This window comes from Rhizohabitans arisaemae (genome assembly GCF_025996515.1).
GTDB classification, from domain to species: domain Bacteria; phylum Actinomycetota; class Actinomycetes; order Streptosporangiales; family Streptosporangiaceae; genus Rhizohabitans; species Rhizohabitans arisaemae.
Genome location: NZ_BLRH01000009.1, coordinates 1075226 through 1101818 on the forward strand (window position 1 = coordinate 1075226; position 26593 = coordinate 1101818).

Below are 26593 nucleotides of genomic sequence, written 5' to 3' on the forward strand. Positions count from 1 at the left end.
CCTTCGATGCCGTTGCTACCCGGTGCGGAGCCGTACCATCACGAAGGCGGTGAAGTCGGTGTCCTACTGTGCCACGGATTCACGGGAACTCCACAGTCGCTCCGGCCCTGGGCCGAATATCTCGCCGAAGCCGGTCTGACGGTCGCGCTCCCCCGCCTGCCGGGCCACGGTACTACCTGGCGTGAGATGGCGCGTACCCGCTGGGAAGACTGGTACGCCGAGGTCGAGCGGGAATTCGGGGAACTCCGCGGCAAGTGCGTCGACATCTTCATCATGGGCCTCTCCCTCGGCGGCTGCATGGCGCTGCGCCTCGCGGAACGGCACGGTGACTCGATCCGCGGGGTCGTCGTGGTCAACCCCTCGCTCCGCCCCGACAGCCCGCTGTTCAAGGTCGCCATGCTGATGAAGTTCCTCGTCCCCTCCATCCCGGGGGTGGCGGGGGACATCAAGAAGGAGGGCGTCGCCGAGCTCGCCTACGAGCGGGTGCCGGTCAAGGCCGCGGCTACTCTGCCCAAACTCTGGTCCATCACCGCGGCCGAGCTTGGGAAGATCACTCAGCCGGTGCTCGTCTTCCACAGCCCCGACGACCACGTCGTGAAGCCCGAAAGCGTGGCCATTCTGCGCACCGCGCTGCCCGCGGCGACGATCCGCGAATGCCCCGACAGCTATCACGTCGCCACCCTTGACAACGACGCGCCCGCGATCTTCGAGGGGAGCCTCGAATTCATTCGCGAGCACGCGTCGGTACCCTTGAAGAGAGACCAGTGACGGGGGACCAGCGGACAACGTGACGCCGCAAAGCGATGAGGACGAGGTCTGGCGCCAGATCGTCGCCTCCTTCAATCAACCGGCAGCCGGGGAACCACCGTGGCCCGAGCGAGAGAACGTGGCCGCGGACTCCAGCCGGCGTACAGCCAAGCCCTCAGACGCCCCCGACTCCGATCGGCTGGTGGAGCCCGGCCCACCCGGCCGGGTCGACGAGGCCGAGGACGGCGACGAGGCCGGGTTCGACACCGAGGACGACGAGGGTCACTACATCCCCCCGCCGCCTCCCCCGCTCCCCTCGCTGGACGTCACAGCCAAGATCGCCTGGATCGCGCTCTTCGGCGGCCCCGCCTACCTGCTGCTCTCGGTGATGCTGGGCTGGGAGCTCGGCGGCTGGCCGCTCTTCGGCGCGATCGCCGCCTTCATCGGAGGCTTCATCACGCTCGTCCTGCACATGGGCGACGAGCCGCCCAAGGACTCGGGCTGGGACAACGGCGCGGTCGTCTGAACCCGCTCGCCCCGGCGCGGGAACTCAGGCCGAAGGGCGCTTGCGGATCGAGCGCTCGGCGAGCTCGCCGTACCGGCCCATGCGGTCGACGACGTGCCCGACGGTCCACAGGACGTCGGTCTTGGGGACCCGGGCCAGCGCCTGCAGCCGTACCGCGGTGCTCCCCGCCATCGGCTTGCCGTACTGGGTGCTCCACCGCTTGCCGTCCAGGCGGAGCAGGAACGACTGACTCGGACGGGCGGGGTCGTACCCGGAGATCCACAGGCGTCCCTTGCCGTCGCCCGTCACGCCGTACAGTTCGGCGCCGGAGGCGGGCGTCTTCACCGTGGACCACGTCTTGCCGTTCCATTTCATGACCAGCGGGCGGTATCGCCCGTTCCCCTGGTAGACGCCGCCGACCGCCCAGGCGCGTTTGGCGCTCTCGGCGTAGACGTCCCGCAGGAAGCCGTTCCGCACCAGGGGGACCCGCTGGGTGCGCCAGGTCTTCCCGCTGAGCCGCATGATCAGCGGGCGATCCCCGGAGTCCCCGACGGTCCACCCGGAGTCGCGGCCGGTGAGGGTGACCCCGTACAGGGTGCCCTCGTGCGGCCGGTCGGCGATCTTCCAGGAGCCGCCGTCGGCGGAGACGATAAGGGTCTTGTCCCCCCGGCTGCCGACGGCCACCATCCGGCCGGGTACGGCGGCGACCGCGCCGAGCCAGTCGGTCGCGGTGAGCACGGGCGCGTTCACCCGGTCGAAGACGTTGCCGTCGCCCCGCGCCAGGTAGGGTCCGCCGTCGTGGGCCACTCCGGCCGTCCACAGCTCCGTCGGCGAAGCCGCGGCGATCGACCGCAGGTGGTCCGCGCCGATGGTGTCACCCCGTACCGTCGCCTCCGACCAGGCGGTCCCGTCCCAGCGGGAGAGCACGGCCCGGTTCTGCCAGGAGTCCCAGACGTTCTGCTGGCCGACGATCCAGACGCTGTTCGGGCCGAGCGCGACGACGTCGGAGAGGGAGCTGTTGGCTTGGAGCCCCGTCACCGCCACCCGCTGCCAGCCGTCGATCCCGGACCCCGCCCGTACGTGCGCAACCGGCGCGGCCGCGGCTTGGATCCGGTTCGGCGGCTTGCCCCGTGCGGGCGGTTCCGGGGGGATGAGCGGCCCGCCGAGGAGCCCTCCCAGCAACAGGCCCACCACGCACGCGGGGGCCACCCGTCTCAGCGGGACAGCGGGTGTCCGGCGGCGGCCGTCGGGCATCGTGTCCCCCTCCCCCTGGTTCTCCACGGTCTCACAGTGACGAAACATCGTATGGGCACGGTCTCCCCAGACGGACCGCACCACGCTCCTTCAGTCCTCTACGCCGGTGAAAGGTTCCCTATCCAGGCTTACGCAGCTCAATCTCGGCCAGCACCGGGAGATGGTCGCTCGCCTCGGCCAGGTCGGAAGGATCGGCAGCCGGTACCCCGCATGCGAGGATTCTCACCTCAGGTCCCGCGAAGACGGTGTCGATCCGCTTATGTGGACATCCTGCCGGAAAAGTCGTCCCACCGTCGCCATCTGTGAATCGCCGGGCGAGATAACGACGGGCGGAGCCGTCCGCCTCCTCGTTGAAATCCCCGGCGATCGCCGTGGGAACACCCAGGCCGTCCAGGAGGGAGACCGCCTCGACCGCGTGGTGGAACCGGGCCGCGGCGTCCAGATCCAGATGCAGATTGCCCACGGCGATCCGGCGCCCCCCGAACTCGGCGACCGCGACGGCGATCGACCGCCGCTCCAGCCCGGCGAACGGCCGCAGCGGACGGCCCACCCCGTGGACGAGCCGCACCCGGGGGGACGTGAAGATCGCCAAACCGCCGCTCCGGCGGTTGACCGCGACCTCAAGGCCCGTCCTGCGGGCCAGCCCGGCCCGTTTCCGGCGCCAGAAGGCGAACCTCGGCGCCTCCTGCAGGCACAGGACGTCCGGCCGCATGGCACGGATCACCCGGGTCAGCGCCGCCGTGTCGTCCCGCATCGACCGGATGTTGTAGGAGGCGACCCTGATCAGCATGGCGAGGTCACCCGGAGCGGGCCAGGTCCGCCGCGCCGACCAGCCCGGCGTCCGGCCCCAGCTCGGCGAGTCGGATCTCGGCGAGGGTGCGGTGGGCGCGCCCGGTGAGCCTGGTCGCGAAGGCCTCCCGTACCGGTAGCAGCAGGATGTCGCCCGCGGCGCTCACCCCGCCGCCGATCACGAAGCAGCCGGGGTCCAGGAGCGCGGCGAGATCGGCGAGCCCCTGGCCGATCCACGACCCGACGACGCCGAAGGCGGTCAGCGCGTCCCGACGGCCCGCGGCCGCCGCCTCGGTGATCTGCGCACCGGACTCGGTCATGCCGAGCGCCTTCGCCTCGAGGCCGAGCGCCGACCCGCTCGCGTACCGCTCCCAGCAGCCGCGGTTGCCGCAGCCGCAGAGGCGGCCGTCCGGGACGACGCGGAAGTGCCCCACCTCGCCGCCCATGCCCCACCTGCCCCGGTAGAGCCGTCCGCCCAGGATGAGGCCGCCGCCGATGCCGGTCCCGATCGTCACACAGACCAGGTTCTCCTCGCCTCGGCCGGCCCCGAACCTGGCCTCGCCCCACGCCCCGGCGTTGGCGTCGTTCTCCACCACGACGGGAAGGCCGACCATGTCTTCGACCCGCCGCTTCAGCGGTTCCTCCCGCCAGGCGAGGTTGGGGGCGAATCGGACCGTCGCCCGGGATTCGTCGACGAAGCCCGCCGCTCCCAGACCCACGGCCGCCACGTCGTGCCGACCGGCCAGCTCCACGATCACTTCGCAGATCGTCTCGGCGGTCTTGACCTGATCCCGAGCGGGGGTCAGGCGCCCGATCCTCTCCAGGATGCGGCCCTCCTCGTCGACCACACCCGCAGCGACCTTGGTCCCGCCGACATCCACTCCGATGGTCAACGACATAGACCGATGATAGGGACGGCACCGGGCGGGGGAGGCCCGTTATCCGAGGCCGTCGTCTTCGTCGTCGTCGGTGGTCCTGGGCTGGGTGCGCGGCTTGGTCAGCACGTCGAACGCGCCTCGTACCGCGGTCAGGAACTCGCCCCCCACCGACGCCACCTGATCGGCCACGTCGGGGCCGGACCCACGGCTCGCCGCGATCGCCCGGCAGACCGGGCAGGCCCGGCAGATGTACTCGCCGTCGCCGTACTCCGGCTCGTTCACCGCCTCGCTCCACACATCCCCGCGGGTCCGGGAGCCTCGCGAGGTGAACCCTTCGAAGCCGCCTTTGATGAAACCCTTGGCGAACTCCCGGCCGACCCGCTGCTGCAACGCGTCCAGCAGCCGCAGCGCCTCTTCGGCCGCCGACCCCTGGGGTGTCTTCTCGGTCATCGTCTCCTCCTGCTTCGACCGTACCCGGTACGCCGCCCCGGAGGGCGGGCTCATCCGCGCTCCACGCGCTTCTTGAGCTCACGCAGCGCCGTGTCGACGATGACCTTCTCCGCCTTCCGCTTCACCATGCCGAGCATGGGCACCTTGAGGGCGACCGTCAGCTCGTAGGTCACCTCGGTCCCGGTCCCGGCGTCCGCCAGGAGGTAGCCGCCCTCCAGGCCGGACAGCATGAGACCCGGCTCGACCATCCGCCAGCCGACCCCCTCGTCCCCGTGCCAGGTGTAGCCGAGGGTGTACTCGTCTTTGATGATCCCGGCGTCCAGGACGAACCGCACCAAGGTCGCCTTGCCGTCCGGCCCGGTCTGAAGGATCCGGGCCTGCCTGATCTGGCCCGCCCACTCGGGGTAGGCGGGGAAGTCGGCGATCACGGCCAGGACCGACTCCCGATCCGCGCCGATCACGATGCCGGCCCTTGTGCGATCCGCCATAAGGTCTCCTCCTCGCGTCAACGCTACTCGGCGGCGCGGGCTCCCGGGGCCGCCGACACCGGCGGATCCGACCCGGAGCCTCGTGCCCCCGCAAAGAACTCATAAGCTGACATTGCGGTGTAACGCCATGGCGTCGAGATCTACCCAGGCACAACTTCGCACGATAGCGTCCAGGCATTCGACAATAAGGTGTGGTTCAAGGAGTCACCGTGCGCGAGTACAACGTTCCCGGTTTTGTGGAGATCCCCGACCATGCCAACTGCGTCGCCACCATCGTCGACCGGGCCGAACGGGATCCGGGCTCGGTCGTGTTCCTGCGCAAGGTCGGCCCGACGTGGACCGACGTCACCGTCCGCGAGTTCGCCGACCAGGTGTCGGCGCTCGCCAAGGGGATGATCGCGAGCGGGATCGAGTCGGGCGACCGGGTCGCGATCATGGGCCGTACCCGGTACGAGTGGACGCTCATCGACTACGCCGTCTGGGCGGTCGGCGCGGTGTCGGTGCCGATCTACGAGAACGCGTCCGCCGAGCAGATCCAGTGGGTCGTGAGCGACAGCGGGACGAAGGCGGTCTTCGCCGAGCTGGACGAGCACGAGGAGCGGATCCGGGAGGTCCTGCCCGAACTGCCGGAGCTTGGGCAGATCTGGCGGTTCGACAGGCTCGACGAGCTCAACGCGCAGGGTGCCGAGGTCGACGACGCCGTCCTCGCCACCCACCGGACCAGCCGCAAGGCCGACGACCTCGCCACGATCATCTACACCTCCGGCACCACCGGCATGCCCAAGGGCTGCCGCCTCACCCATCGCAACCTGCTCTTCACCTCCCGTACCGCCGTGTTCGGCGCGCTGAAGACGGTCTTCACCCAGCAGGGCCGGTCGACCATCCTCTTCCTGCCCCTCGCACACAGCTTCGCCCGGATCATCGAGGTCGGCGCCGTGGAGAGCTCGACCCCGCTCGGGCACACCCCCGATCTCGCCAACGTCGCCCCCGAGCTGCTCTCGTTCCGGCCGCTCTTCCTGCTCTCGGTGCCGAGGGTCTTCGAGAAGGTCTACAACCGCGCCGAGCAGAAGGCCATCGCGGAGGGGAAGGACAAGATCTTCCGGATCGCCGTCGACACGGCGATCGCCTACAGCCGGTCCCTGGACGGCTCGGGGCCCGGACTCGGGCTGCGGATCAAGCACGCCGTCTTCACCAAGCTCGTGTACGGCAAGCTGCGTGCCGCGGTCGGCGGCCGGCTGACCGGCGCCCTGTCCGGCGGTTCGGCGCTCGGCGAGCGGCTCGGCCACTTCTTCCGCGGGGTCGGCATCGAGATCTACGAGGGGTACGGGCTCACCGAGACCTCCGCGCCGACCTCGGTGAACACCCCCGAGCTGAACAAGATCGGCTCGGTGGGCAAGCCGCTGCCGGGTACCACCGTCGCGATCGCCGAGGACGGCGAGGTCCTCGTCAAGGGCGACCACGTCTTCGACGGCTACTGGAACAACGAGGAGGCCACCGCGGAGGTGATGGACGAGCAGGGGTGGTTCCACACCGGTGACATCGGTGAGCTCGACTCCGACGGCTACCTGCGCATCACCGGCCGGAAGAAGGAGATCATCGTCACCGCGGGGGGCAAGAACGTGGCGCCCGCGCCGCTGGAGGACCGGATCCGGGCGCACCCCCTGGTCAGCCAGTGCGTGGTGGTCGGCGACGACAGGCCGTTCATCGGCGCGCTCATCTCGATCGACCCCGAGGCCCTGGACCAGTGGCGGAAGGACAACGGCAAGCCGGGCGCGGTCGCCTCGGGCACCCCCGAGATCCGCGCGGCGGTGCAGAAGGCCGTGGACGAGGCCAACCGGTCGGTCTCCAAGGCCGAGTCCATCCGCAAGTTCGTCCTTCTCGACGAGGACCTCACCGTGGCCAGCGGCCACCTCACCCCGTCCTTGAAGCTCAAGCGCAATGTCGTCGCCCAGGACTTCGCCGAGGAGATCGAGTCCATCTACCGGAAGTGATCCCGCCGCTCAGCCGTCGAGGAGGCAGGCGAAGCGTTCGGCGACGAGGTCCCAGTGCCATTCGCGCTCGATCCAGGCCCGCCCCTTCTCACCCATCGCCTTGGCGTGCGCCTCGTCGGTGAGCAGGCCGACGAGCGCGCCGGCGACGGCGTCCGGGGACCGGCCGTCCACCACGTGTCCGGTCTCCCCCGGCAGCACGGCGTCCGGGGCCCCGCCCGAGGCTCCGGCGACCACCGGCAGGCCGGTCGCCGCGGCCTCGAGGTAGACGATGCCGAGGCCCTCCACGTCGAGTCCGAACAGCCTGGTCCGGCAGGGCATCGCGAAGACGTCCCCGGCGTCGTAGTGCGCGGGCAGCTCCGACCAGGGCACCGATCCGGCGAACGTGACCGACGCCCCGACGCCCAGGGTGGCGGCGAGCCGTTCCAGCCGGCGCCGGTACGGGCCGCCCCCGACCACGAGCAGCGCCGCTTCGGGGACACGGGCGAGCACCCGGGGCCAGCACCGGATCAAGGTGTCCTGGCCTTTGCGCGGCACCAGGCGGGAGACGCAGACGACGACCGGCCGGCCGCCGAGCCCGTACCGCCTCCGGATCACCGCTCCCCCGGCGCCCGGCCGGAACACCCGGGTGTCCACCCCGGGGGCGAGCCTGGCCAGCCGGGTCCGGCCGGGGACCGCCCGCGCCAGCCGTACCCGGGTGTACTCGCCGAGGTAGGTGATGACGTCGACCGAGGAGCCGATGCGGCGCAGCATCCGCGTGGCGGGAAACCACGACGCCCATCCCGCCTCATGTCCATGACTTATCGCAATAATTCGCCTTATGCCCGCTTTGCGGAGTTCGGGGGCGAGCAGCCCCAGCGGCAACGCCGCGCCGAACACAACGGTGTCGCAGCCGAACCGCGCGGCGATCCGTGCCGCCCTCCGCGCCACCGAGCCGACGGGGAGCATCACCGTCGAGGGATGGCGGATCACCGGGTACGGCTGCCGCGCGTCGAACGCGGCGGCCCCCCGCCAGGCGGGGGCGTAGACGACGACCGAACCGGGCGGGCGGCGCAGCGTCAGGGCGTGGACGAACACCTGGATCCCACCGGGACGGGGCGGAAAGTCGTTGGTGACGAAGAGGATCCTGCTCACGGCACCGGCAACCCGTTGCGCGCCGCCCACGACCTGGCGATGCCGATCCGCTGCACCGCCGTCGGATGCGACGAGTAGAGCAGGTACTCCAGCGCGTCGGGGGACAGATCGGAGATGTTCTTCACGGCGAGCCGGCGCTGCATCGCGACGAAGGACGCCGGTTCGCGGGTGAGATCCAGGGCGTGTACGTCGGCCCGCGCCTCGATCCGGCGGCTGACCAGGTTCTGCACCGGCGCGCTGAGCGTGTTGAAGAGAATGAACAACCCCAGGAGGAGCGGCACCGACTCCACCTTGAGCGCCGGGACCAGCAGGAAGATCAGACACGCCCCGAAGGCCGTGGCCAGGGCCGCGACGAGCGTCCCCGCGAGGACGTCGTTCTCCTTGGCGTGCCCCAGCTCGTGGGCGGCGATCAGTTTGATCTCCTCCGGGGTGGCGCCTTTGAGCAGCGTGTCGTACACCACGATGCGACGGGTCGCCCCGAATCCCGACACGTACGCGTTGAGGGCGGTCGTCCGCCGGGACGCGTCCGCGACCAGCACGTCTTCGACCGGCACCCCGTCCTTGCGGGCCAGGTCGAGCAGGTCGGAGCGGAGCTGCCCGGCCGCCATCGGCTTGAAGTCGTTGTAGACCGGCTCGACCACCACCGGGTATACGAACGACACCAGGACGGTCAGGGCCGCGCCCCCGAGCGCCGCCGGGATCCACCACGACCTCGGGAACCGCCGGGCGAGCGCGACCAGGGCGAGCACCAGCACCGCGACGAGCACCGTGTTGATCGCGAAACCCTTGGCCTTGTCCAGAAGCCAGCTCCCCCAGTCCTGCACCGACAGGCCGTAGTGGCGCAGCACCGTCTCGCCCCACGCCGAGAACGGCAATGTGATCAACCGCAGGACCAGCTCGACGAGCACGACCCCGATGAGCACCTGTACGGCCCAGGGGCCGGGCAGCCGCCGCATCAGGCGCCCGCCCCAGGGGGTGACCACCAGCAGCACCGCGAAGACCAGGGTGAGCGCGAGCGAGAGGTAGCCGGGAACGTTCACCGCCGCGTCGAACGCCCGGGAACGGGCGATCTCCTCCGGGGTGAAGTACTCGGCAAGCGGGGCCGGCTCGGCGGACAGGGCGCTCCAGGGCGTGGTGAACACGATCACGGCGGCCAAGGCGGCCCCCAATACCGTCAGCCCGGCCCAAGCTCGTGATCTCACGCGCCACAGCGTACTTGGCGGCGCCCGTTCCCCGCCGGAGGGACGCCCCGCGCGGCACGAGTTCGCCGGGCGCAGGGGGAACTCAGCCCAGGGTGTCCCGGACGAAGCGGCGCCAGTCCGCGGTGAACCGGTCCGGGCCGACCTTGAGCACCGTGGCGAGGGCCGCCCGCTCCGAGGAGCGCTCCGCCTCCCGGTACAGCCGGACGAGCGTCTGCTCGCCCCACCGGGTGGCGATGTACTCGCAGGCCAGCCAGGCCTCCTGGTAGGCCTGCGCCAGCCGCGGGGCGTCGGCCTCGAACGCGGGCAGCCCCGGCAGCCGGCCCGGGATCTTCCCCGCCCGCACCTCGCGGGCGAGTTCCCGCGCCGCCTGCCACCGGCTCATCCCCGAATCCCGGTAGCCGATGTAGTCGGCGAAGCCCTCGACCAGCCAGGCGGGGACCGTGGACGTGGTCACCGCCCGGGTCGCGACATGGGTCAGCTCGTGGGCGAGCACGATCCGGCGCCCGGTCTCCGACAGCCGGGCGAACCCCTCGGGCACCAGCACGACCCGATCGCCCGTCCCCCGGCCGGGCACCCCGGCGGGACCCGTCGCGACCGTCGCCAGCGCCGCGATGTCCGAAAGGCCGCCTTTGGTGAGCGCCTCGGCCAGCGCGGCCGTGCCCGGCACCAGGACCACCGCCCGCCGGGTCCAGTCGCTCCCCCAGACCCGCGTGACGGACTCGATCCCCTGATCCACCAGGGCGGCGGTCTCGGCGATCCCGGCGCCGGCCCCGATCACCAGGGACCGCCGGCCCGCCGTCACCGCAACGGACTCCTCGTCCCAGATCTCCGGATCGTCGGCCAGCCCGGCCGAGCGGCCGTCTCCGGCGAGCAGACCCCGGGGGGAGATCTCGACGTACTGCCTGCGGGTGACGGAATCCCGGTCGAACCCGCGCAGCCGATACGACAGGACGACCCACGCGATCGCGCCGTCCCCGCCGTCGACGGTGTACCGCCAGTCGGCGAACGGAAGCCGGGTCAGCCGATCGAAGAGCCGGGCCTGCGCCGCCCGGAACTCCGCCGCCCCCGGATCCACCGCCGCGAGAAACCCGTCCCGGTCCCGATCCCGTACGGCCGCGGCGCGCCGCTCCAGCAGCGCCCGGACCGCCGGGTCCACTCGGGCCGCCACCGGGACCCCGGCCGCCGACGCCGCCGGGATCCGCGGAGCCCGCGGCTCCGCCGGTATCCGATCCCCGGCCGGAAGCGCCAGGCAGAGACCGGCGCACACGACCGCCGGCAGAACCCGGCCGACGGCCACGCTGCGCACGGGGCGAGTCTACGTCAGGGGCGGATCCCGCCCAGGAACCTGTGGTTGCCGTACCGGGACAACGGCGTGATCTTGACGACGTCCCCGGTCTGGGGGGCGTGCAGCATCTTCCCGTCCCCGATGTAGATGCCCATGTGCCCCAGGCCCCTGCTGAAGATCAGATCACCTGGCCGGAGGTTGTCCATCGACACGCGCCGGCTGGAGCCCCACGCCCACTGCTGGGTGGTGGTCCGGGGCAGGGAGACGCCCCCCTTGGCCCAGGCGGCCTGGGAGAGCCCGGAGCAGTCCCAGGAGCCGGGGCCGGTGCCGCCCCACCGGTAGGGCTTGCCGATCTGGGCGAAGGCGAAGCGCAGGACGGCCAGGGAGTTGCCGGACGCCGGCCCGTTGTACTTCAGGCCGGGGCTGTTGGGGTTGCCCGCCTTGTAGGTGCCGAGCCGCCTGAGCAGCTTCAACTGCTCCCGGACCGCCTTCTCGATCTTGGTCCGCTCGTCCCGTACGTCCTTGCGGGCCTTGTCCGCCTCGGTGACCAGCGTCTTGGCGTCGTTCCGCCGCCGTGTGAGCTTGTCCAGGACCGACTGGTAGGACGTGACGATCAGCGCCTGGCTCGTGGCGAGCTGGGTGAAGGAGGCCATCTGGTCCAGCGCGTCGGTGGGGTTCTCGGCACCGATCAGATTGGGCAGGGCGAAGGCCGCGGCGCCGCTCTGATACGCGACCGCCGCCATGTGGGCGACGTCGCGGCGCAGCACCTCGACGCGCTCCTGCTCCTTGGTCAGCTCGGCGTTGACCGTGTCGAACTTCTTCTTGGCCTCTTTCCACCGCTCGGTGGCGAGGTTGTAGCGCTCGACGTACTGGTCCATCTGATCGTTGAGCTTGGCCAGTTTGGCCCGCGCCTGCGCGAGCGTCGGCCGGGGCTCCGCCACGGCGGACTCACCGCAGATCGTCACGGCGAGCGTGACGGCCAGTCCCATTCCGACGACCTTGGCTGCTGTTGAGCCGGAACCTCGCGAACCCACCTAGACGAAGCTCCCTCTTCCGACTCTTCCGAAATGACGGACCTGCGAGACAGTACTGAAGGGAACGCCGTGTTTTCAAGCGATTCCGGATTTGTCGATCAGGCCCAACCCGGGAAAAGGCCTCCGTCCGGACGAGTCGCCGCGTCAGTCCGCGTCGGCCAGGCCGATGGAGAAGGCCGCGTCCAGGTCGTGCTTGGAGTAGGTGCGGAAGGCGACGTGGGTCTCGGTGTGCAGAATGCCGGGGACCTTGTTGAGGGTGCGCGGGACGACGTCGGCGATCCGCTCGTAGCTTGAGACGCGGACCATGGCGAGCAGGTCGTACTCACCGGTGATGGAGTAGACCTCGCTCACCCCGTCGATGTCCGCGACGGCCTCGGCGACCTCGGGGATACGGGCGACGTCCGCCTTGATGTGCACGATCGCGGTAACCACGCGTTCCTCCCTGAATGTCGGGTTCGTCTCCGACTCTAGTCCGTACCCGGCCCAGGCCCCTCCGCACGGGGTTCCCCCGCCTACCGGAGCGGACGGCCCTCACGCGGGGTCCGGGGACCACCCGGGTCGGCCCTGGGATAGGCGGCGTCCAGCCGTGCCTTGAGCCGACCGGCCCCGTGCGCCGGCTCGCTCCACGTGCCGTCGACCTGGACCAGCCGCACCCCCGGCGAGACCAGCCAGCGCAGGATGACGTCCGTCTCCTCGGCGCTCGCCCGCGGGGTCGGACCGGCGCCCGGCGGCACCGTCTCGGCCGTGGCGGTGAGCGCCTCCACATACAGGGCCGGATGGGCGCCGCGCGGCATGACCCCCGAGGCGGCGAGCCGCCCGTACCGGATGACGTGCAGCTCCCATCCCCCGGCGAACGCCGGGCGCGCCGCGACCAGCTCGGTGAGCCCGCTCAGCGCCGCCAGGCGCTGCATCCGGGCCGCGGTCCGGACATAGGAGGCGAGCCGATCGCGGTCCTCCGCCGCCTCCTCGTACCGCAACTCCGCCGAGAGCAGGTCGATCCTGGCCTGAACGGCACGTTCCACCGGACGGACGTCGCTCTCCATCGCCTCCCTGGCCACCTTGACGTGCGAGGCGTACTCCTCCGCCGACTGCCGGCCCTCACAGGGCGCGCCGCACCGGCCGATCTCGAACAGCACGCACGCGGCCCGCCCCTTGCGCAGGGTGATCCGGTCCGTGCAGCGGCGCAGCGGCACGCTCTCGTGCAAGGCGTCCCTGGCGTACTCCGCGTTCCTGGCGGAGGAGAACGGGCCCAGATACGCCGCCCCGTCGTCCTTGAGCTCCCGGACCACCGACAACCGCGGAAACACCTCCGCGGTGAGCTTGAGCCAGACCACCTTCTCCGGAAACCGGGATCTCCGGTTGTACCGCGGCTTGTTCTCGGCGATGAGCCGGAGCTCCCGTACCTCGGCTTCGAGCGGCGTCGCGCACACGATCGTCCGGACCCGCTCGGCGATGCCGATCATCTCCCGGATCCGGGTACGGGTCTCGCTCGCGGTGAAGTAGGAGCGGACCCGGGTGCGCAGGCTCGTGCTCTTGCCGACGTACAGCACGTGGCCGTCGCCGTCCTCGAACACGTAGACGCCCGGCTCGCCCGGCACCGCGTCGGCGAGATGGCGCTTGCGCTGCTGCTCCGGCGTCGGGGCCCGGACGAAGCCCTTCAGCTCCTCCAGGGTGTGCACGCCGAAGGAGCCGACCCGCTCGATCAGGGCGTGCAACACGTCCACCGTGGCCCGGGCGTCGGCGAGCGCCCGGTGGGACGGCTCGGTCCGGCTGCCGAGGACCCGGGCGAGGGTGGCCAGCTTGCAGTTGGGCGCCTCGTCCCGGGTGAGCGCCCGGCGCGCCAGGTCGACCGTGTCGACCACGGGGTTGGCGGGCGGCGGGTAGCCGTGCGCGGCGCAGGCCGCCTTGACGAAACCCATGTCGAAGGACGCGTTGTGCGCCACGAGCACGCTGCCGTAGGCGAACTCCAGAAACGACGGCAGGACCGACTCGATGCGCGGCGCGGCCATGACCATGGCGTCGGTGATCCCCGTCAGCACCGTGATGAAGGGGGGTATCGGCCCGCCGGGGTCGACCAGGGTGGCGAACTCGCCGAGAACCTCGCCTCCCCGTATCTTCACGGCGCCGATCTCAGTGATCGCGTTCTCCGCGGCCGAACCCCCGGTGGTCTCGAGGTCGAAAACCACGAAAGTGGTCTCGGAGAGGGGGGTGCCGAGCTCGTCGAGTCTCCCTTGGACTGCCTCCACGACTGCGACCTTAGATCCCGGCACCGACAAGGTTGCCTCTGAACCCCGTTCACAGTTACCCGTATCCAACACGTGATTGTCTATAACTGGACGTACAACGTCGAGACGGACCGTGCGCGTCAAAGCCGTACGCTTGCCTGCAACACCACAAGAGGAGTGACCCGTGCCTGGATCACATGGCGGCCCCGCCGGCAGCCGAAGTCATGGATCGGCTGGTGAGCGGGTATATCTTGCCGTGTGGCCCGCGAAGTGTCCGGGGATGTGTGCTGAGGTCCCGTCGTGAGTTCCGACGACGAGACCCTGCACCGGCCGCTGCCGGAGGCCGTCCGCCAGCATGTGGTGGACCTCGGCGCCCAGGTTCTCGGCACACTCGCCCTTGCCGACGTGCCGCCGCAACTCCGGGCCATCGCGCGGTTCGACCCCAGGAAACGCGCCCGGCTCGCCGGGACCTCCATCGCCGCGCAGCTCGAATCGGACAAGGACTTCCGCGAACACGTCGGGCAGGCCCTCAGCGACGCCTGGCCCGACCTCGTCGCCGGCCTGCGTGAAGGCGCCGTCCCGCCCGCGGCCGAGCCGGTCCTCATCGCCGCGGCGGCCTACCTGATCCGTCCCGTCGGCTGGCACGACATGATCGAGGTCGCCCGGGAGGACATCGAGCGTTCCACCGCGGCCGCCGAGGGCGCCGCCGCCGAGGAGACCGCCGCCAAACTGCGCGCGCAGCTCACCGCCGCGAAGGTCTCCGGGAAGGAGGAGGCGGACCGGCTGCGCGAACAGCTCAAGACGGTCCGGGCGGAGAACACCGACCTGCGGCGAAAGCTCCACGAGACCAGGGAACGGCTGAAAGCCGCCGAGGAGGAGACGAACACCCTCGCCGACGCGATGGCGGCGCTGCGCGCCGAGACGGCCCTGGCGGCCGGTGCGGGCGACGCCGAGCTGAAACGGCTCAGGGAACGGCTCGCCGCCGCGGAGAACCAGCTGGAGGCGGGCAAACGCGCCGCCCGGGAAGGCAGGACCGCGGAGGACGCCCGGCTCAGAATCCTCCTCGACGCATTGCAGGACGCCGCGGCGGGTCTGCGCCGGGAACTCGCCCTGCCCTCGGTCATCAGCAAGCCCGCCGACACGGTCAGCGCGGTCACCCCGGGGCCGCAGGGCGCCCGCAGACTCCCCGCCCGGGCGCTCGCCGACGACGACCCCGCGCTGCTCGACCAGATCCTGATCCTGCCCCAGCTCCACATCATCGTCGACGGCTACAACGTCACCAAGACCGGCTACGGCACGCTCACCCTCGCCGAGCAGCGGGCCCGCCTCGTCGGGGGCCTCAGCGCGCTCGCCGCGCAGACCCGGGCCGAGGTCACCTGCGTCTTCGACGGGGCCGAGCTGAACGCCCCGGTCCCGGTCAGCTCACCGCGCGGGGTCAGGGTCCGCTTCAGCGCCCCCGGGCAGACCGCCGACGACCTCATCAGGCAGCTGGTACGGGCGGAGCCGACCGGTCGCGCCGTCGCGGTGATCTCCTCAGACCGGGAGGTCGCCGAGTCGGTCGCCCGGCTCGGCGCCCGGCCCGTCCTGTCCGCGCTCCTGCTCCGCCGGCTGGGCCGCGCCTGACCTTCCGAACGCCGAACGGGGCGGCCGGTCGACCCGGCCACCCCGTCCGAACACTCCACCGATCAGTGGTCGGCTTTGTGACCGCTTCCGGCGCCGATGGCCTTGTGCTCCTCCTCGTGGCCGTGGCCCTCCTCCAGCGGGATGTCGTCCGCACGGAAGGCCCGGTTGAGGGTGAGGCGCACCTTGCCGATCAGGCCGCGTACCCCGGGCGCGGGAATGCCGCGCTCGTCGACCGGGGCCTCCAGGCTCGGGATCTCCTTCTTCCCGCGCAGGTGCGCGGCCACGTCCTCGCGGGCGGGGACGTGGATCTCGACGAACTCACCGTGCGGCAGCCGCTTGATCACGCCGGACTCGACCCCGTGGCCGAGGACGTCGGCGTCCTTGCGCTGCAGGCCGATGCAGATCCGGTAGGAGATCAGGAAGGCGATGATCGGACCGACGATAACCGCGATCCGGCCGAACCAGGTGGTCGCGAACAGGGAGACGTCGAAGGCGACCGAGAGCTCGTCGTTGGAGCCGAGCAGCCAGAGCACCCCGTAGAAGGTGATCCCGGCGAAGCCGACGGACGTCCGTACCGGAGCGTTGCGGGGACGGTCGCACACGTGGTGCTCCCGCTTGTCGCCGGTGACCCACTGTTCGAGGAACGGCCAGAGCGCGAGCCCGGTCATGATGATGCCCATCGGCACCAGCGCCGGGATGATCACGCTGAGCGGCAGGGTGTAGCTGCCGATGTTGATCTCCCAGGCGGGCATGAGCCGGAGCGAGCCTTCGAGGAAGCCCATGTAGAAGTCGGGCTGGGATCCGGCGGAGATGTCCGCCGGGTTGTACGGCCCGAACAGCCAGACCGGGTTGATCTGGGCGAAGGTGCCGAGCCCGGCGAGCACCCCGAAGGTGAACAGGAAGTACGCACCGGCCTTGGCCATGAAGGCGGGGTAGAACGGCGCGCCGACCACGTTCTTCTCGGTCCGGCCCTTGCCCGGCATCTGGGTGTGCTTCTGCACCCACATCAAGATCATGTGGGCGGTGATGAGCGCCAGGATGATGCCGGGGATGAGCAGGACGTGCAGGGTGTAGAACCTCGGGATCACGTCGAACCCGGGGTACTCCCCGCCGAAGAGCAGGAAGGTGGCGTAGCTGCCCACCAGCGGCAGCGAGATGAGCACACCCTCGGTGATCCGCAGACCCGCGCCGGAGAGCAGGTCGTCCGGGAGCGAGTAGCCGGTCAGACCGGCGGCGAGGGCGAGGGTGAGCAGCAGGACGCCGATGATCCAGTTGATCTCACGGGGCTTGCGGAAGGCACCGGTGAAGAACACCCGGAGCATGTGCACCATCATGCCCGCGACGAACAGCAGCGCCGCCCAGTGGTGGATCTGCCGCATGAGCAGTCCGCCCCGGACGTCGAAGCTGATCTCCAGCGTGGACTTGTACGCCTCGCTCATCCCGATGCCCCGGAGCGGGGCGTAGGAGCCTTCGTAGACGGTGTGCGCCATGCTGGGCTTGAAGAAGAACGTCAGGAACGTCCCCGAGAGCAGGATGACGATGAACGAGTAGAGCGCGATCTCCCCCAGCAGGAACGACCAGTGGTCGGGGAAGATCTTGCGCAGGTTCCGCTTGAGGAAGTTGCCGGCGCCGATGCGGTCGTCGATGTAGCCACTCACACCGGCGATCGGCTTGGGCACGGTCTGCTTGGGCTCGCTCACGCGTGGCCTCCCTTCGCCCTGACCTCGGCCTCGGCGTCCCCGCGCTCCCAGAAGCTGGGTCCGGGGGGTACCGGGAAGTCTCCCTTGGCCACCAGGTAGCCCTCAGCGTCGAGGCCGAGCGGCAGCTGGGGCAGCGGACGCGCGGCGGGACCGAAGATGACCCTGGCACCGTCGGTGGCGTCGAAGGTCGACTGGTGGCACGGGCAGAGAATGTGGTGGGTGGTCTGCTCGTACAGGGCGGTGGGGCAGCCCACGTGTGTGCAGATCTTGGAGTAGGCGACGATGCCGTCGACCGTCCAGTTCTTGTTCGTCCCCGCCTTGAGCTCCTCGGGGCGGAACTTGATGAGGATCAGGGTGGACTTGGCGAGCTCGTTCAGATCGTGCTCATACCCCTCGGGCACGACCGAGAGGATACCGCCGGGGGAGTTGAAGTTCGCCGCCCTGATCGGGTTCCCGGTCCCCTCGATGATCAGCCTGCGCTCCTTGCCCTCCTTGGTCTTCTTCCCCCAGACCGTGTGGCGCAGCACCGTCCCCGGCAGCGGGCCGAGGTCCTTGAGCAGCACGAGCGGGAGGAGTCCGAGCGGGGCCACCGCGAGCAGCAGCGTACGGCGGAGCAGCCGCCGCTTGGGAATGCCGCTCTCCGCCGCGCCCTGCAGGAAGGTCGAGCCGACCTCGTCGCGGGTCGCCTCGTCGGAGACGAGCGGGTGCCGCTCCTGAACGAGGTGGTACTTCGGCATGATCGCCCGAACCCAGACCGTCACCCCGGTGGCCAGTGCCAGCAGCGCCAGCGCGAGGGTGCCGCCCAGGGCGAGGTTGGAGATCTGGGCCTTCTCGATGGTTCCGACCTGGAACATCACGTAGAAGACGATGAAGGCGATGCCGGCGAGGAAGGTGATCAGGAAGCAGAGGGCGACCACCCGCTCGGCACCCTTGCCCTCATCCCGCGGCTCGACGCCCTCGATCACAGGCGTCTTCGGCGAGGGGGGCTCCGCCTGGCCGAGGGTGTAGCGGCTCTCGGCCGGGGAGGGCGTGCCCACGACCCGCTTGGGCGAACGCCACCCGGCGCTGTTCTCGTCGTGCTCAGTCATTGACCTGCCGCCTCTTCGCGGTGATCCAGATGGCGGCGAGGACCAGGAGGCCGATGCCGACGACCCAGGCGGCGAGGCCCTCGGTGACGGGGCCGATCACGCCGAGGCTCGCGCCACCGGGGTGGGGCTGGTTCTGCACGGCCAAGATGTAGGCGATCATGTCCCTCTTCTCCTGGGGAGTGATCACCGAGTCGTTGAACACCGGCATGGCCTGCGGCCCGGTGATCATCGCCTCGTAGATCTCCTTCGCGGAGGCCTTGCCGAGGTCCGGGGCGTGCTTGCCGCCGGTCAGCGCCCCGCCGGAGCCCACGAAGTTGTGGCACTGGATGCAGTTGGCGCGGAAGAGCTCGCCGCCCTTGGCCGCGTTTCCGGTCGCCGGATCCACATCCGCGTCGGTCGGCACGGTCGGGCCGCCGCCGAGCGACTGAATGAAAGCCGCGACCTGGGCGACCTTCTTCGTGTCGATGGTGGGCTGGCCGGGCTTGCGCTGGTCCAGAGGCAACTCGAAGACCGGCGCGATCGCCTTGCGCGGCATCTGCGCGGCGGGGGCGGCCGCGGGCATACGGCCGGTGCTGATCTGGAAGTCGACGGACGCGGCCCCCACACCGATCAGCGAGGGCCCCATGGCGGTGCCCTCCGCGTTCACGCCGTGGCAGCTCGCGCAGGTGGCCTCGAAGATCTTCTTACCCTCGGCGATGTCGTCGACGGCGTTCGCGCCCTGGGCGATCGACGCGTCCGCCTTGCCCCCCACCGGGGCCAGGAACGCGTAACCGCCCCCAAACAAAAGGAGGGCGAGAAACAAGACGGCGTATCTCGCGAGGGGATGCCGCCGGCGCGCGGTGATCGATTTCACGGATATCTCCGCTTACTGAATGAAGTAGATGGTCAGGAACAGGGCGATCCACACCACGTCGACGAAGTGCCAGTAGTACGAGACCACGATCGCGCTGGTCGCCTGCTCATGGGTGAAGCGCTTCGCGGCGTACGTACGTCCCAGCATGAAGAGGAACGCGATCAGTCCACCGGTCACGTGGAGGCCGTGGAAGCCCGTGGTCAGGTAGAAGACCGACCCGTAGGCGCTCGACGACAACGTCGTGTGCTGCGCGGCCAGCTCCAGGTACTCGACGACCTGACCGCCGATGAACCAGGCTCCCATCAGGAAGCTGACGATGTACCAGAATCGCAGCTTCTTGACCTGGCCCTTCTCCGCCGCCCACACGCCGAGCTGGCACGTCACACTCGACAGCACCAGGATGATCGTGTTGAACAGCGCGAACGGCACGTTGAGGTGAGCGTCAGGCCACTTCAGGCCCTGTCCCAGGCTCACCGACCGGATGGTGAAGTACATCGCGAACAGCGCCGCGAAGAACATGAGCTCAGAGGACAACCACACGATCGTCCCGACACTGACCAGATTCGGCCGACGGGAGGAGTGCGCCGTCTTAGCTGTAACTGCGGATGCTGTCGCCACGGGCAGCATTATGTCGGCTCGGGTGCCCGCCTCGCCGCGCGACCCCCCGTTAAGGGGTCGTCAGCGTCAGCATACGTCCGGAAATACGGCTGTTGCGCGCCTGTTCATGGGCACCCACTCCGACACTACCGGTAACATCCGAGTTGACCATAGGTAGTGAGGAAGCGAGCACATCATGAGGGTCCTCGTCTACAGCGACGACGCCGCCACCCGCGAGAAGGTGCGCCTGGCGCTCGGCCGTCGCCCCGCCGCGGACGTTCCCCTGGTGGAGATCGTCGAGTGCGCCACGGAGCCCGCGGTCTTCAAACACCTGGACAAGGGCGGCATCGACATCGCCGTGCTCGACGGCGAGGCGCAGCCCGCCGGCGGCATGGGCATCTGCCGGCAGGCCAAGGACGAGATCTACAACTGTCCGCCGGTCTGCCTCATCATCGCCCGCCAGGACGACCGGTGGCTGGCCAACTGGTCCCACGCGGACGCCGTCGTCGCCCAGCCCATCGACCCGATGGCGCTGGCCGAGGCCGTCGCCGACCTGATGCGGCGGCGCGCAGCCACGCAACTGACGTAACCCGGCCCCCGGCCACACCCCGACCCGTCGGCCCCCTGGTCATCCCCCCAGATCAGCGAGGAGAACCCATGGACGCGCGCAACACCTGGCCCGCGTTGCTCACCGCACTGCTCGCCGGCGAGCACCTGACGGCCGACGAGACCACCTGGGCCATGAGCGAGATCATGGCGGGGTCGGCCACCACGGCCCAGATCGCCGGATTCGCCGTCGCGCTGCGGGCCAAGGGGGAGACCGTCGCCGAGGTGACCGGGCTCGCCCGGGCCATGCTCGACAACGCCACCCCGATCACGGTGGCCGGACCGGCCGTCGACGTGGTCGGCACCGGCGGCGACCGGGCGCACACCGTCAACATCTCCACCATGGCCTCGATCGTGGCCGCCGCCGCCGGCGCGAAGGTCGTCAAACACGGCAACCGGGCCGCGTCCTCCAAGTGCGGCGCGGCCGACGTGCTCGAACAGCTCGGCGTCGTGATCGACCTGCCCCCGGAGAAGACCGCGCGCGTCGCCGACGAAGCCGGCATCGCCTTCTGCTTCGCCCCCCTGTACCACTCCGGGCTGAGGCACGCCGGCCCGGCCCGGCGCGAGCTCGGCATCCCCACCTTCTTCAACTTCCTCGGCCCGCTCACCAACCCGGCCCGGCCGAGCACCCAGGCGATCGGGGTGTTCGACCCGAGAATGGCCGAGATCATGGCCGGGGTCTTCGCCGAACGCGGCGTGCGCGCCCTGGTCTTCCGCGGCGACGACGGGCTCGACGAGCTCAGCACCGCCGCCACCTCCACCGTCTGGGCCGTCGGCGAGGGGACGACCGTGAAGACCGTCTTCGACCCGGCCGTCCTCGGCATCCCCCGGTCCGCGCCCGACGCGCTGCGCGGCGGGGACGCCGAGTACAACGCGCAGGCGGTGATCCGCCTGGTCGAAGGCGAGACGGGCCCGGTCCGCGACGCGGTCCTGCTCAACGCGGCCGCAGCGCTGGTCGCCTTCGACGGCGACCTCACGCAGAACCTCGACACCGCGATGGGTACGGCCTACGAGCGCGCCGCCGGTGCCGTCGACTCCGGCGCCGCCTCCGCCGCCCTCGACCGCTGGGTCAAAACCAGCCAATCCCTGCGGGGTTGACCGGTAGGCACGATCCGGGAGACGACCTGTGCGGGGCGACCAGGGCGACGAACGCCACCGACACGGCGACCGCGACGACGATTAGTGCGAGCCTGGCCCGCTCGACCCGAAGGCCGAGGGCGCGGGAGAGGTCGTCCCCGAGCGCCGGCGGACCGAGCCGCCGGACCCCGGTGAGCACCACCGGAAGCAGCAGGACGGTCGCCGCGGCGAGGAGGGTCACCTGCTCCCAGGTACAGCCGTTGAAGCTGCCTAGCGGCCAGGTGTGCGCCTGCTGGGCGGTGTGCAGCTCGGTCAGGGTGAGGACGTGGGTGGTGGCGCTCAGGATCAGGGCGTTGATCCCGACGCCGACCAGGATTAGCCGCATCCCGCCGAGCCCCCGCCGGTAGGCGAGCAGGTAGACGGCGAGCGCGCCGACCAGGGCCGCGCCCGCGACGGCGAGCGAGCCGCCAAGCCCGAGGGAGATCACGACCACCGCGGCCAGGCCCGCGCCGAGCAGGTCCGGACCGCCCAGGGCGTTCCGGGCCGGCGATTGGAAGATCGCCCCGGAAAGTCCGAGGCATGCCTCGGCGAGGGCGCCGATCAGGGCCCGGGGCCGGGCCAGCCTTTCGGCGAATGGAATTTAGGTTAGGCTAACCTAAACCGTCGCGTCGGCACAGCCCGGGATGAGGACTTGTCGGGTGATTGATGTCACGAAGGTGCGGCAGCGGCCTGATTCGTCCCCGACGCGGGGCTCTCAAGGGCGTTGTCCGGTTGGAGGCTCGACTTGAACGCGCTCCCCGCGACCCACTTCCGCCAGGGAATCTCCCACTGCGCCCAGCCGTTCATGTGCTCCAGCCGGCGGCTGGACCCGGTGATCACGATGGGGTCCCCGATGAGCGTGTTGTCGAGCAGCCATTTCGCGTTCGAGGGACTGGCGTTGACGCAACCGTGGCTCACGTTGGCGTAGCCCTGCGACCCGACCGACCACGGGGCGCCGTGCACGTACTCCCCGCTGCTGGAGATCCGGATCGCGTTGTAGACATCCAGCCGGTAGTACCCCGCCTGGCCGGGACCGGCGTCCGGCGAGGTCATGACGACGTGCCCGTTCCGCTCCATCGCCAGGTGGATCCCACTGGTCGTGGTGTACTTGTACAGCCCGCCGCGGCCGCCGCTGATCGGGATGCTGCGGATCTTCCTGCCGCCGCGCTTCACCGTCATGTGGTGGGTACGGAGGTTGATCGTGGAGATCTGCGACCTGCCGATCTTGATGTCCACCGCGAGGTCGCGTGAGCCGTACAGGTCCTTCCCGCCGCTCACCCCGTTCAGCTGCGCGACCAGCCGGATCCGGTTGCGCTCGGGCCAGTACTCCTTCGGCCGGAAGTGCACGTTCTGGTTGTCGATCCAGTGCCAGGCCCCCTCGACGGGCTTGGACATCTCCAGCGTCAGCGCCCGCTCGACCTCGGCCTGGTTCACGATCTCCTTGTCGAACTTCACCATGATGGGCATGCCGACCCCGACGGGCTCACCCAGCGAGGGCGTGACGTCCTCGATCTTGAAGGTCTCCTTCGCCGGCTGGGTGCTGAAGACGGCCTCCCGCTGCTCACGCTTGCCCGACCGGTCCGCCGCCACGGCGGTCACCGTGTAGGTCACCCCCGGCCGCAGCGGCCGATCGGTCCGCCATTGGCTGCGATCCGCGCTGAACCGCCCGGCGACCGGGACACCCTTTACGGACACGGAGACGGTTTGGAGCGTTCCACCGATCGCGGCGACCAACACAGGCTGGTCGGGAAGGACACGTTCCGACCCGGCTTGTGGTGTGATGCTCACCGCGAGCGGGAGCTGGTCGCCCGATGCCCAGGCGCGCTCCCCCGTCAGCACGGTGGACAGCAGCAGGCCTGCGCCAACCACGATCATTGGGGCAATCTTCTCTCCCACGTGCGCCTCCCCATCGCCTTAAGGGTCGGATCTCCCTAAAAGCACTATCGCGGGTAACCGACGGAATGTCGGTCACCCGCGATAAAGGGTTTTGCCACGATCGTCCATAGTGGGCGATCAGTGGGCGAAGTTACCCCGGTAGTACTGGAACACCCAGCCGATGGTCGCCAGGATCGTCAAGGCGACACCGATCATGAAGAGCCACCAGCCGATGACGAACCCGAAGAACGTCAGCGCCGCCGCCAGGCCCACGAACAGCGGCCACCAGCTGTGCGGGCTGTAGAAGCCGATCTCCCCGGCTCCGTCGGCCACCTCGGCCTGCTTGTCGTCCTCCGGCTGGGGGCCGATCCGGGCCGCCGTGTACAGGAGGTAGTAGCCGATCATGAAGGCCAGACCGACCGTGATGCCGAGCGCGGTGGTCCCGGTCGGGTCCTTGGACCAGAACCAGTACACCAGGTCGACCGCGGCGAAGAACACGCCGCAGAGCAGGAACATCCATCCCTGGACCTTCATCGCTTGCCTCCCTCACCCGTCGCGATCTCACCCGAGGAGGAGGAGATCTGTGGATAGTGCAGGTCGAAGGCCGGGCGCACCGACCGGATCCGCGGCAGCGACTTGAAGTTGTGCCGCGGCGGCGGGCAGGAGGTCGCCCACTCCAGCGAGGCGCCGTACCCCCACGGGTCGTCCACGTTGACCCGAGGGGCCTTCTTGTGCGTCCGCCAGACGTTCCACAGGAACGGCAGCGTGGAGGCGCCGAGCAGGAAGGCGCCGACCGAGGAGACGAAGTTCAACTCGGTGAAGCCGTCCGTCGGCAGGTAGTCCGCGTAGCGCCGGGGGAACCCGATGACCCCCAGCCAGTGCTGGACCAGGAACGTCAGGTGGAAGCCGAAGAACAGCGTCCAGAAGTGCACCTTGCCCAGCCGCTCGTCGAGCATCTTCCCGGTCCACTTGGGCCACCAGAAGTAGAAGCCGGCGAACATCGCGAACACCACGGTGCCGAAGAGCACGTAGTGGAAGTGCGCCACGACGAAGTAGGAGTCGGTGACGTGGAAGTCCAGCGGCGGCGAGGCGAGGATGATGCCGGTCAGGCCACCGAAAAGGAAGGTGACCAGGAAGCCGATCGAATACAGCATCGGTGTCTCGAACGTGATGTGTCCTCGCCACATCGTGCCGACCCAGTTGAAGAACTTCACTCCGGTGGGCACGGCGATGAGGAACGTCATGAACGAGAAGAACGGGAGTAACACCTGTCCCGTGGGGAACATGTGGTGCGCCCAGACCGCCATGGACAGGCCCGCGATGCCGATCGTCGCGCCCACCAGGCCGATGTAGCCGAAGATGGGCTTGCGGCTGAAGACCGGCAGGACCTCGCTGACGATGCCGAAGAACGGCAGCGCGACGATGTACACCTCGGGATGCCCGAAGAACCAGAACAGGTGCTGCCAGAGCATCGCACCGCCGGTCTCGGCGTCGAAGATGTGCGCGCCGAGCTTGCGGTCGGCCTCCAGCGCGAGCAGCGCCGCGGCGAGCACGGGGAAGGCCATCAGCACCAGCATGCTGGTGAGCAGGACGTTCCACGTGAAGATCGGCATGCGGAACATCGTCATGCCGGGCGCCCGCATGCAGATGATCGTGGTGATGAAGTTGACCGCGCCCAGGATGGTGCCGAGGCCGGAGAGCGCGAGACCCATGATCCACATGTCGCCGCCGATTCCGGGCGAGCTCACCTCGTTGGACAGGGGCGTGTACGCGAACCAGCCGAAGCTCGCGGCGCCGCCCGGCGTGAGGAACCCGCCGAGCGCGATGAGCGAGCCGAACAGGAAGAGCCAGAAGCTCAGCATGTTCATCCGCGGGAACGCCACGTCCGGCGACCCGATCTGCAGCGGCATGATGGCGTTCGCGAACCCGGCGAAGAGCGGGGTGGCGAACATCAGGAGCATGACCGTGCCGTGCATGGTGAACAGCTGGTTGAACTGCTCGTTCGTGGTGAGCTGGAGGCCCGGCGCGGCGAGCTCGGCCCGCATCAGCAGCGCCATGACGCCGCCGATGAGGAAGAACCCGAACGAGGCGATCATGTAGAGGTTGCCGATGACCTTGTGGTCCGTGGACGACAACCACGAGGCGATGATCTTACCCTTGCTCGTCGGCTTCCCGGCGGCCAGGACACCGGCGGTCGCCGGCTGCTGAATGGCGGTCATGGCGTGCTCCCCGCCTGGCTCTGAGTCTGGATGTACTGCTCAAACTCCGCCTGCGGAACGAGCTTCACGGAGAAGAGCATTCGGCTGTGGTCGACGCCGCACAGCTCGGCGCAGCGGCCCACGTAGGTGCCCGGCTTGTTCAACGTGTCCACCTGGAACTTGTTGTGCACCCCGGGGATGACGTCCCGCTTGAACAGGAACGCCGGCACCCAGAACGAGTGGATGACGTCCGGCGAATGCAGGTCGAAATGCACCTTCTTGCTGACCGGGAGCACCAGCTGGGGGTCCTTGCCGGGAATGCCGCTGACCGTCACCTGCTTGCCCTGGTACTGGGTGGTGAAGCGCCAGCTCCACTGGAACCCCTCGACCTTGACCACGGCGTCCGGCGTCTTGGACAGCTCGTCCAGGTAGACCTCGTCACGGGCGGTGAAGAAGAAGAACACCGACACCATGATGAGCGGGACCACCGTGTACAGGGTCTCGATCGGAAGGTTGTAGCGCACCTGGGGCGGGAGCTCGTCGTCGCCGCCGCCCTTGCGCTTCCGGTGGAAGACGCACGCCCAAATGATCAAGCCCCAGACGACCACGCCGACGGCGATCGCCGCCACCCAGGAGCCCTGCCACAGTGCGAGGACGGTGTCGCCCTGCTCGGTGACGTTCTCCGGCATGGCTCCCCGGAGCCACTCCTCACCACTACACGCCGTCGCGGACACCAGCAGCAACGCCAAGGCGGCGGCGCGTGGTACCTGGCGGCGTGCCAACGATCGCCGTGCTGCACGGCGGGTCGGACTCACGGATCGCCTACCCCACAAATGAAGCCCAAGGGTCTCCCCCCGGGCGGTCGTCATGCTTTTTTCACTTCACGCTTATGCTGGGGGACACATTAGCGTGGACAGGCACCGGGTCCCCCGCCGCCCCCGCGAATGTCGTACCAACG

26 protein-coding genes are annotated in these 26593 nt (G+C 69.7%); 6 read left to right on the forward strand and 20 right to left on the reverse strand.

The features are described 5' to 3' along the window. The first annotated feature begins 6 nt into the window (after window positions 1–6). Both RUR_RS05555 and RUR_RS05560 read left to right on the forward strand, forming a co-directional pair. Window positions 7–768, forward strand: a complete 762-nt coding sequence (locus RUR_RS05555; protein WP_283133768.1) for an alpha/beta hydrolase — start codon at window positions 7–9, stop codon at window positions 766–768. Window positions 769–787: 19 nt separating this feature from the next. After that, complete coding sequence (locus RUR_RS05560; protein ID WP_283133769.1) at window positions 788–1273, forward strand: hypothetical protein; 486 nt, start codon at window positions 788–790, stop codon at window positions 1271–1273. 24 nt (window positions 1274–1297) lie between these two features. On the opposite strand, the gene RUR_RS05565 is transcribed toward RUR_RS05560, so the two are convergent. The 5 genes from RUR_RS05565 to RUR_RS05585 form a co-directional block, all read right to left on the reverse strand. Then, window positions 1298–2554 carry a beta propeller repeat protein gene (locus RUR_RS05565; protein ID WP_283133770.1) on the reverse strand — a complete coding sequence of 419 codons (1257 nt, stop codon included), beginning with the start codon at window positions 2552–2554 and terminating at the stop codon, window positions 1298–1300. Window positions 2555–2624: 70 nt separating this feature from the next. Continuing rightward, window positions 2625–3296 carry an endonuclease/exonuclease/phosphatase family protein gene (locus tag RUR_RS05570; protein WP_283133771.1) on the reverse strand — a complete coding sequence of 224 codons (672 nt, stop codon included), beginning with the start codon at window positions 3294–3296 and terminating at the stop codon, window positions 2625–2627. Window positions 3297–3303: 7 nt separating this feature from the next. Next, window positions 3304–4194 (reverse strand): ROK family glucokinase, encoded by an 891-nt coding sequence (locus RUR_RS05575; protein ID WP_283133772.1) that lies wholly within the window; start codon window positions 4192–4194, stop codon window positions 3304–3306. A 39-nt stretch (window positions 4195–4233) separates the two neighbouring features. After that, complete coding sequence (locus RUR_RS05580; protein ID WP_283133773.1) at window positions 4234–4677, reverse strand: hypothetical protein; 444 nt, start codon at window positions 4675–4677, stop codon at window positions 4234–4236. After that, window positions 4674–5111 carry an SRPBCC family protein gene (locus RUR_RS05585; RefSeq protein ID WP_283133774.1) on the reverse strand — a complete coding sequence of 146 codons (438 nt, stop codon included), beginning with the start codon at window positions 5109–5111 and terminating at the stop codon, window positions 4674–4676. The genes RUR_RS05580 and RUR_RS05585 overlap by 4 nt, the downstream gene beginning before the upstream one ends. Window positions 5112–5320: 209 nt before the next feature. Here RUR_RS05585 and RUR_RS05590 point away from each other — a divergent pair, with 209 nt between their 5' ends. After that, window positions 5321–7102 (forward strand): AMP-dependent synthetase/ligase, encoded by a 1782-nt coding sequence (locus RUR_RS05590; protein ID WP_283133775.1) that lies wholly within the window; start codon window positions 5321–5323, stop codon window positions 7100–7102. Window positions 7103–7111: 9 nt separating this feature from the next. Here the strand turns inward: RUR_RS05590 and RUR_RS05595 are convergent, their stop codons facing one another. The 6 genes from RUR_RS05595 to RUR_RS05620 form a co-directional block, all read right to left on the reverse strand. Next, complete coding sequence (locus RUR_RS05595) at window positions 7112–8233, reverse strand: glycosyltransferase family 4 protein (RefSeq protein ID WP_283133776.1); 1122 nt, start codon at window positions 8231–8233, stop codon at window positions 7112–7114. Next, the gene (locus RUR_RS05600) at window positions 8230–9435 is read right to left on the reverse strand and encodes a M48 family metallopeptidase (RefSeq protein WP_283133777.1); all 1206 of its coding nucleotides are present in this window, start codon (window positions 9433–9435) and stop codon (window positions 8230–8232) included. The genes RUR_RS05595 and RUR_RS05600 overlap by 4 nt, the downstream gene beginning before the upstream one ends. Window positions 9436–9517: 82 nt before the next feature. Further along, window positions 9518–10741: a gluzincin family metallopeptidase gene (locus RUR_RS05605; protein ID WP_283133778.1), complete on the reverse strand. Its 1224-nt coding sequence runs from the start codon at window positions 10739–10741 to the stop codon at window positions 9518–9520. A gap of 14 nt (window positions 10742–10755) precedes the next feature. Next, window positions 10756–11754, reverse strand: coding sequence for a C40 family peptidase (locus RUR_RS05610; protein WP_283133779.1), 999 nt, complete (start codon window positions 11752–11754; stop codon window positions 10756–10758). Window positions 11755–11898: 144 nt separating this feature from the next. Then, window positions 11899–12186 (reverse strand): Lrp/AsnC family transcriptional regulator, encoded by a 288-nt coding sequence (locus RUR_RS05615; protein ID WP_283133780.1) that lies wholly within the window; start codon window positions 12184–12186, stop codon window positions 11899–11901. A gap of 80 nt (window positions 12187–12266) precedes the next feature. Continuing rightward, window positions 12267–14000, reverse strand: coding sequence for a DEDD exonuclease domain-containing protein (locus RUR_RS05620; RefSeq protein WP_283133781.1), 1734 nt, complete (start codon window positions 13998–14000; stop codon window positions 12267–12269). Between the two features lie 279 nt (window positions 14001–14279). Between RUR_RS05620 and RUR_RS05625 the strand changes: the two genes are divergently transcribed. Then, entirely contained in the window at window positions 14280–15602 is a 1323-nt protein-coding gene (locus RUR_RS05625) for an NYN domain-containing protein (protein ID WP_283133782.1), read from the forward strand. A 62-nt stretch (window positions 15603–15664) separates the two neighbouring features. Here the strand turns inward: RUR_RS05625 and qcrB are convergent, their stop codons facing one another. Genes qcrB through ctaE form a run of 4 tightly spaced genes read right to left on the reverse strand, consistent with a single transcriptional unit; the run spans window position 15665 to window position 19870 of the window. Continuing rightward, window positions 15665–17302: a cytochrome bc1 complex cytochrome b subunit gene (gene qcrB / locus RUR_RS05630; protein ID WP_283133783.1), complete on the reverse strand. Its 1638-nt coding sequence runs from the start codon at window positions 17300–17302 to the stop codon at window positions 15665–15667. Then, window positions 17299–18390 (reverse strand): cytochrome bc1 complex Rieske iron-sulfur subunit, encoded by a 1092-nt coding sequence (gene qcrA / locus RUR_RS05635; protein WP_283133784.1) that lies wholly within the window; start codon window positions 18388–18390, stop codon window positions 17299–17301. Before qcrA ends, qcrB begins: the two co-directional genes overlap by 4 nt. Continuing rightward, a complete protein-coding gene (gene qcrC, locus RUR_RS05640; RefSeq protein ID WP_283133785.1) occupies window positions 18383–19243 on the reverse strand; it encodes a cytochrome bc1 complex diheme cytochrome c subunit in 861 nt (286 codons plus the stop codon). Before qcrC ends, qcrA begins: the two co-directional genes overlap by 8 nt. A 12-nt stretch (window positions 19244–19255) precedes the next feature. Next, window positions 19256–19870: an aa3-type cytochrome oxidase subunit III gene (gene ctaE / locus RUR_RS05645; RefSeq protein WP_283133786.1), complete on the reverse strand. Its 615-nt coding sequence runs from the start codon at window positions 19868–19870 to the stop codon at window positions 19256–19258. Between the two features lie 166 nt (window positions 19871–20036). Between ctaE and RUR_RS05650 the strand changes: the two genes are divergently transcribed. Then, on the forward strand, window positions 20037–20429 hold the full coding sequence (locus tag RUR_RS05650) for a response regulator transcription factor (RefSeq protein ID WP_283133787.1): 393 nt from the start codon (window positions 20037–20039) through the stop codon (window positions 20427–20429). Window positions 20430–20497: 68 nt separating this feature from the next. Then, window positions 20498–21544 carry an anthranilate phosphoribosyltransferase gene (trpD, locus tag RUR_RS05655; protein ID WP_283133788.1) on the forward strand — a complete coding sequence of 349 codons (1047 nt, stop codon included), beginning with the start codon at window positions 20498–20500 and terminating at the stop codon, window positions 21542–21544. On the opposite strand, the gene RUR_RS05660 is transcribed toward trpD, so the two are convergent. From RUR_RS05660 to ctaC, 5 genes are all read right to left on the reverse strand, one after another. Further along, window positions 21516–22163 (reverse strand): iron chelate uptake ABC transporter family permease subunit, encoded by a 648-nt coding sequence (locus RUR_RS05660; protein WP_346349021.1) that lies wholly within the window; start codon window positions 22161–22163, stop codon window positions 21516–21518. The two genes, trpD and RUR_RS05660, sit on opposite strands and share 29 nt — an antisense overlap. Window positions 22164–22231: 68 nt before the next feature. After that, a complete protein-coding gene (locus tag RUR_RS05665; protein WP_283133789.1) occupies window positions 22232–23437 on the reverse strand; it encodes a L,D-transpeptidase in 1206 nt (401 codons plus the stop codon). Window positions 23438–23575: 138 nt separating this feature from the next. Continuing rightward, window positions 23576–23971: a cytochrome c oxidase subunit 4 gene (locus RUR_RS05670; protein ID WP_283133790.1), complete on the reverse strand. Its 396-nt coding sequence runs from the start codon at window positions 23969–23971 to the stop codon at window positions 23576–23578. After that, window positions 23968–25656 (reverse strand): aa3-type cytochrome oxidase subunit I, encoded by a 1689-nt coding sequence (gene ctaD / locus RUR_RS05675; protein ID WP_283133791.1) that lies wholly within the window; start codon window positions 25654–25656, stop codon window positions 23968–23970. The genes RUR_RS05670 and ctaD overlap by 4 nt, the downstream gene beginning before the upstream one ends. Beyond that, window positions 25653–26384 carry an aa3-type cytochrome oxidase subunit II gene (gene ctaC / locus RUR_RS05680; protein WP_346349015.1) on the reverse strand — a complete coding sequence of 244 codons (732 nt, stop codon included), beginning with the start codon at window positions 26382–26384 and terminating at the stop codon, window positions 25653–25655. The genes ctaD and ctaC overlap by 4 nt, the downstream gene beginning before the upstream one ends. Window positions 26385–26593 lie beyond the last annotated feature (209 nt).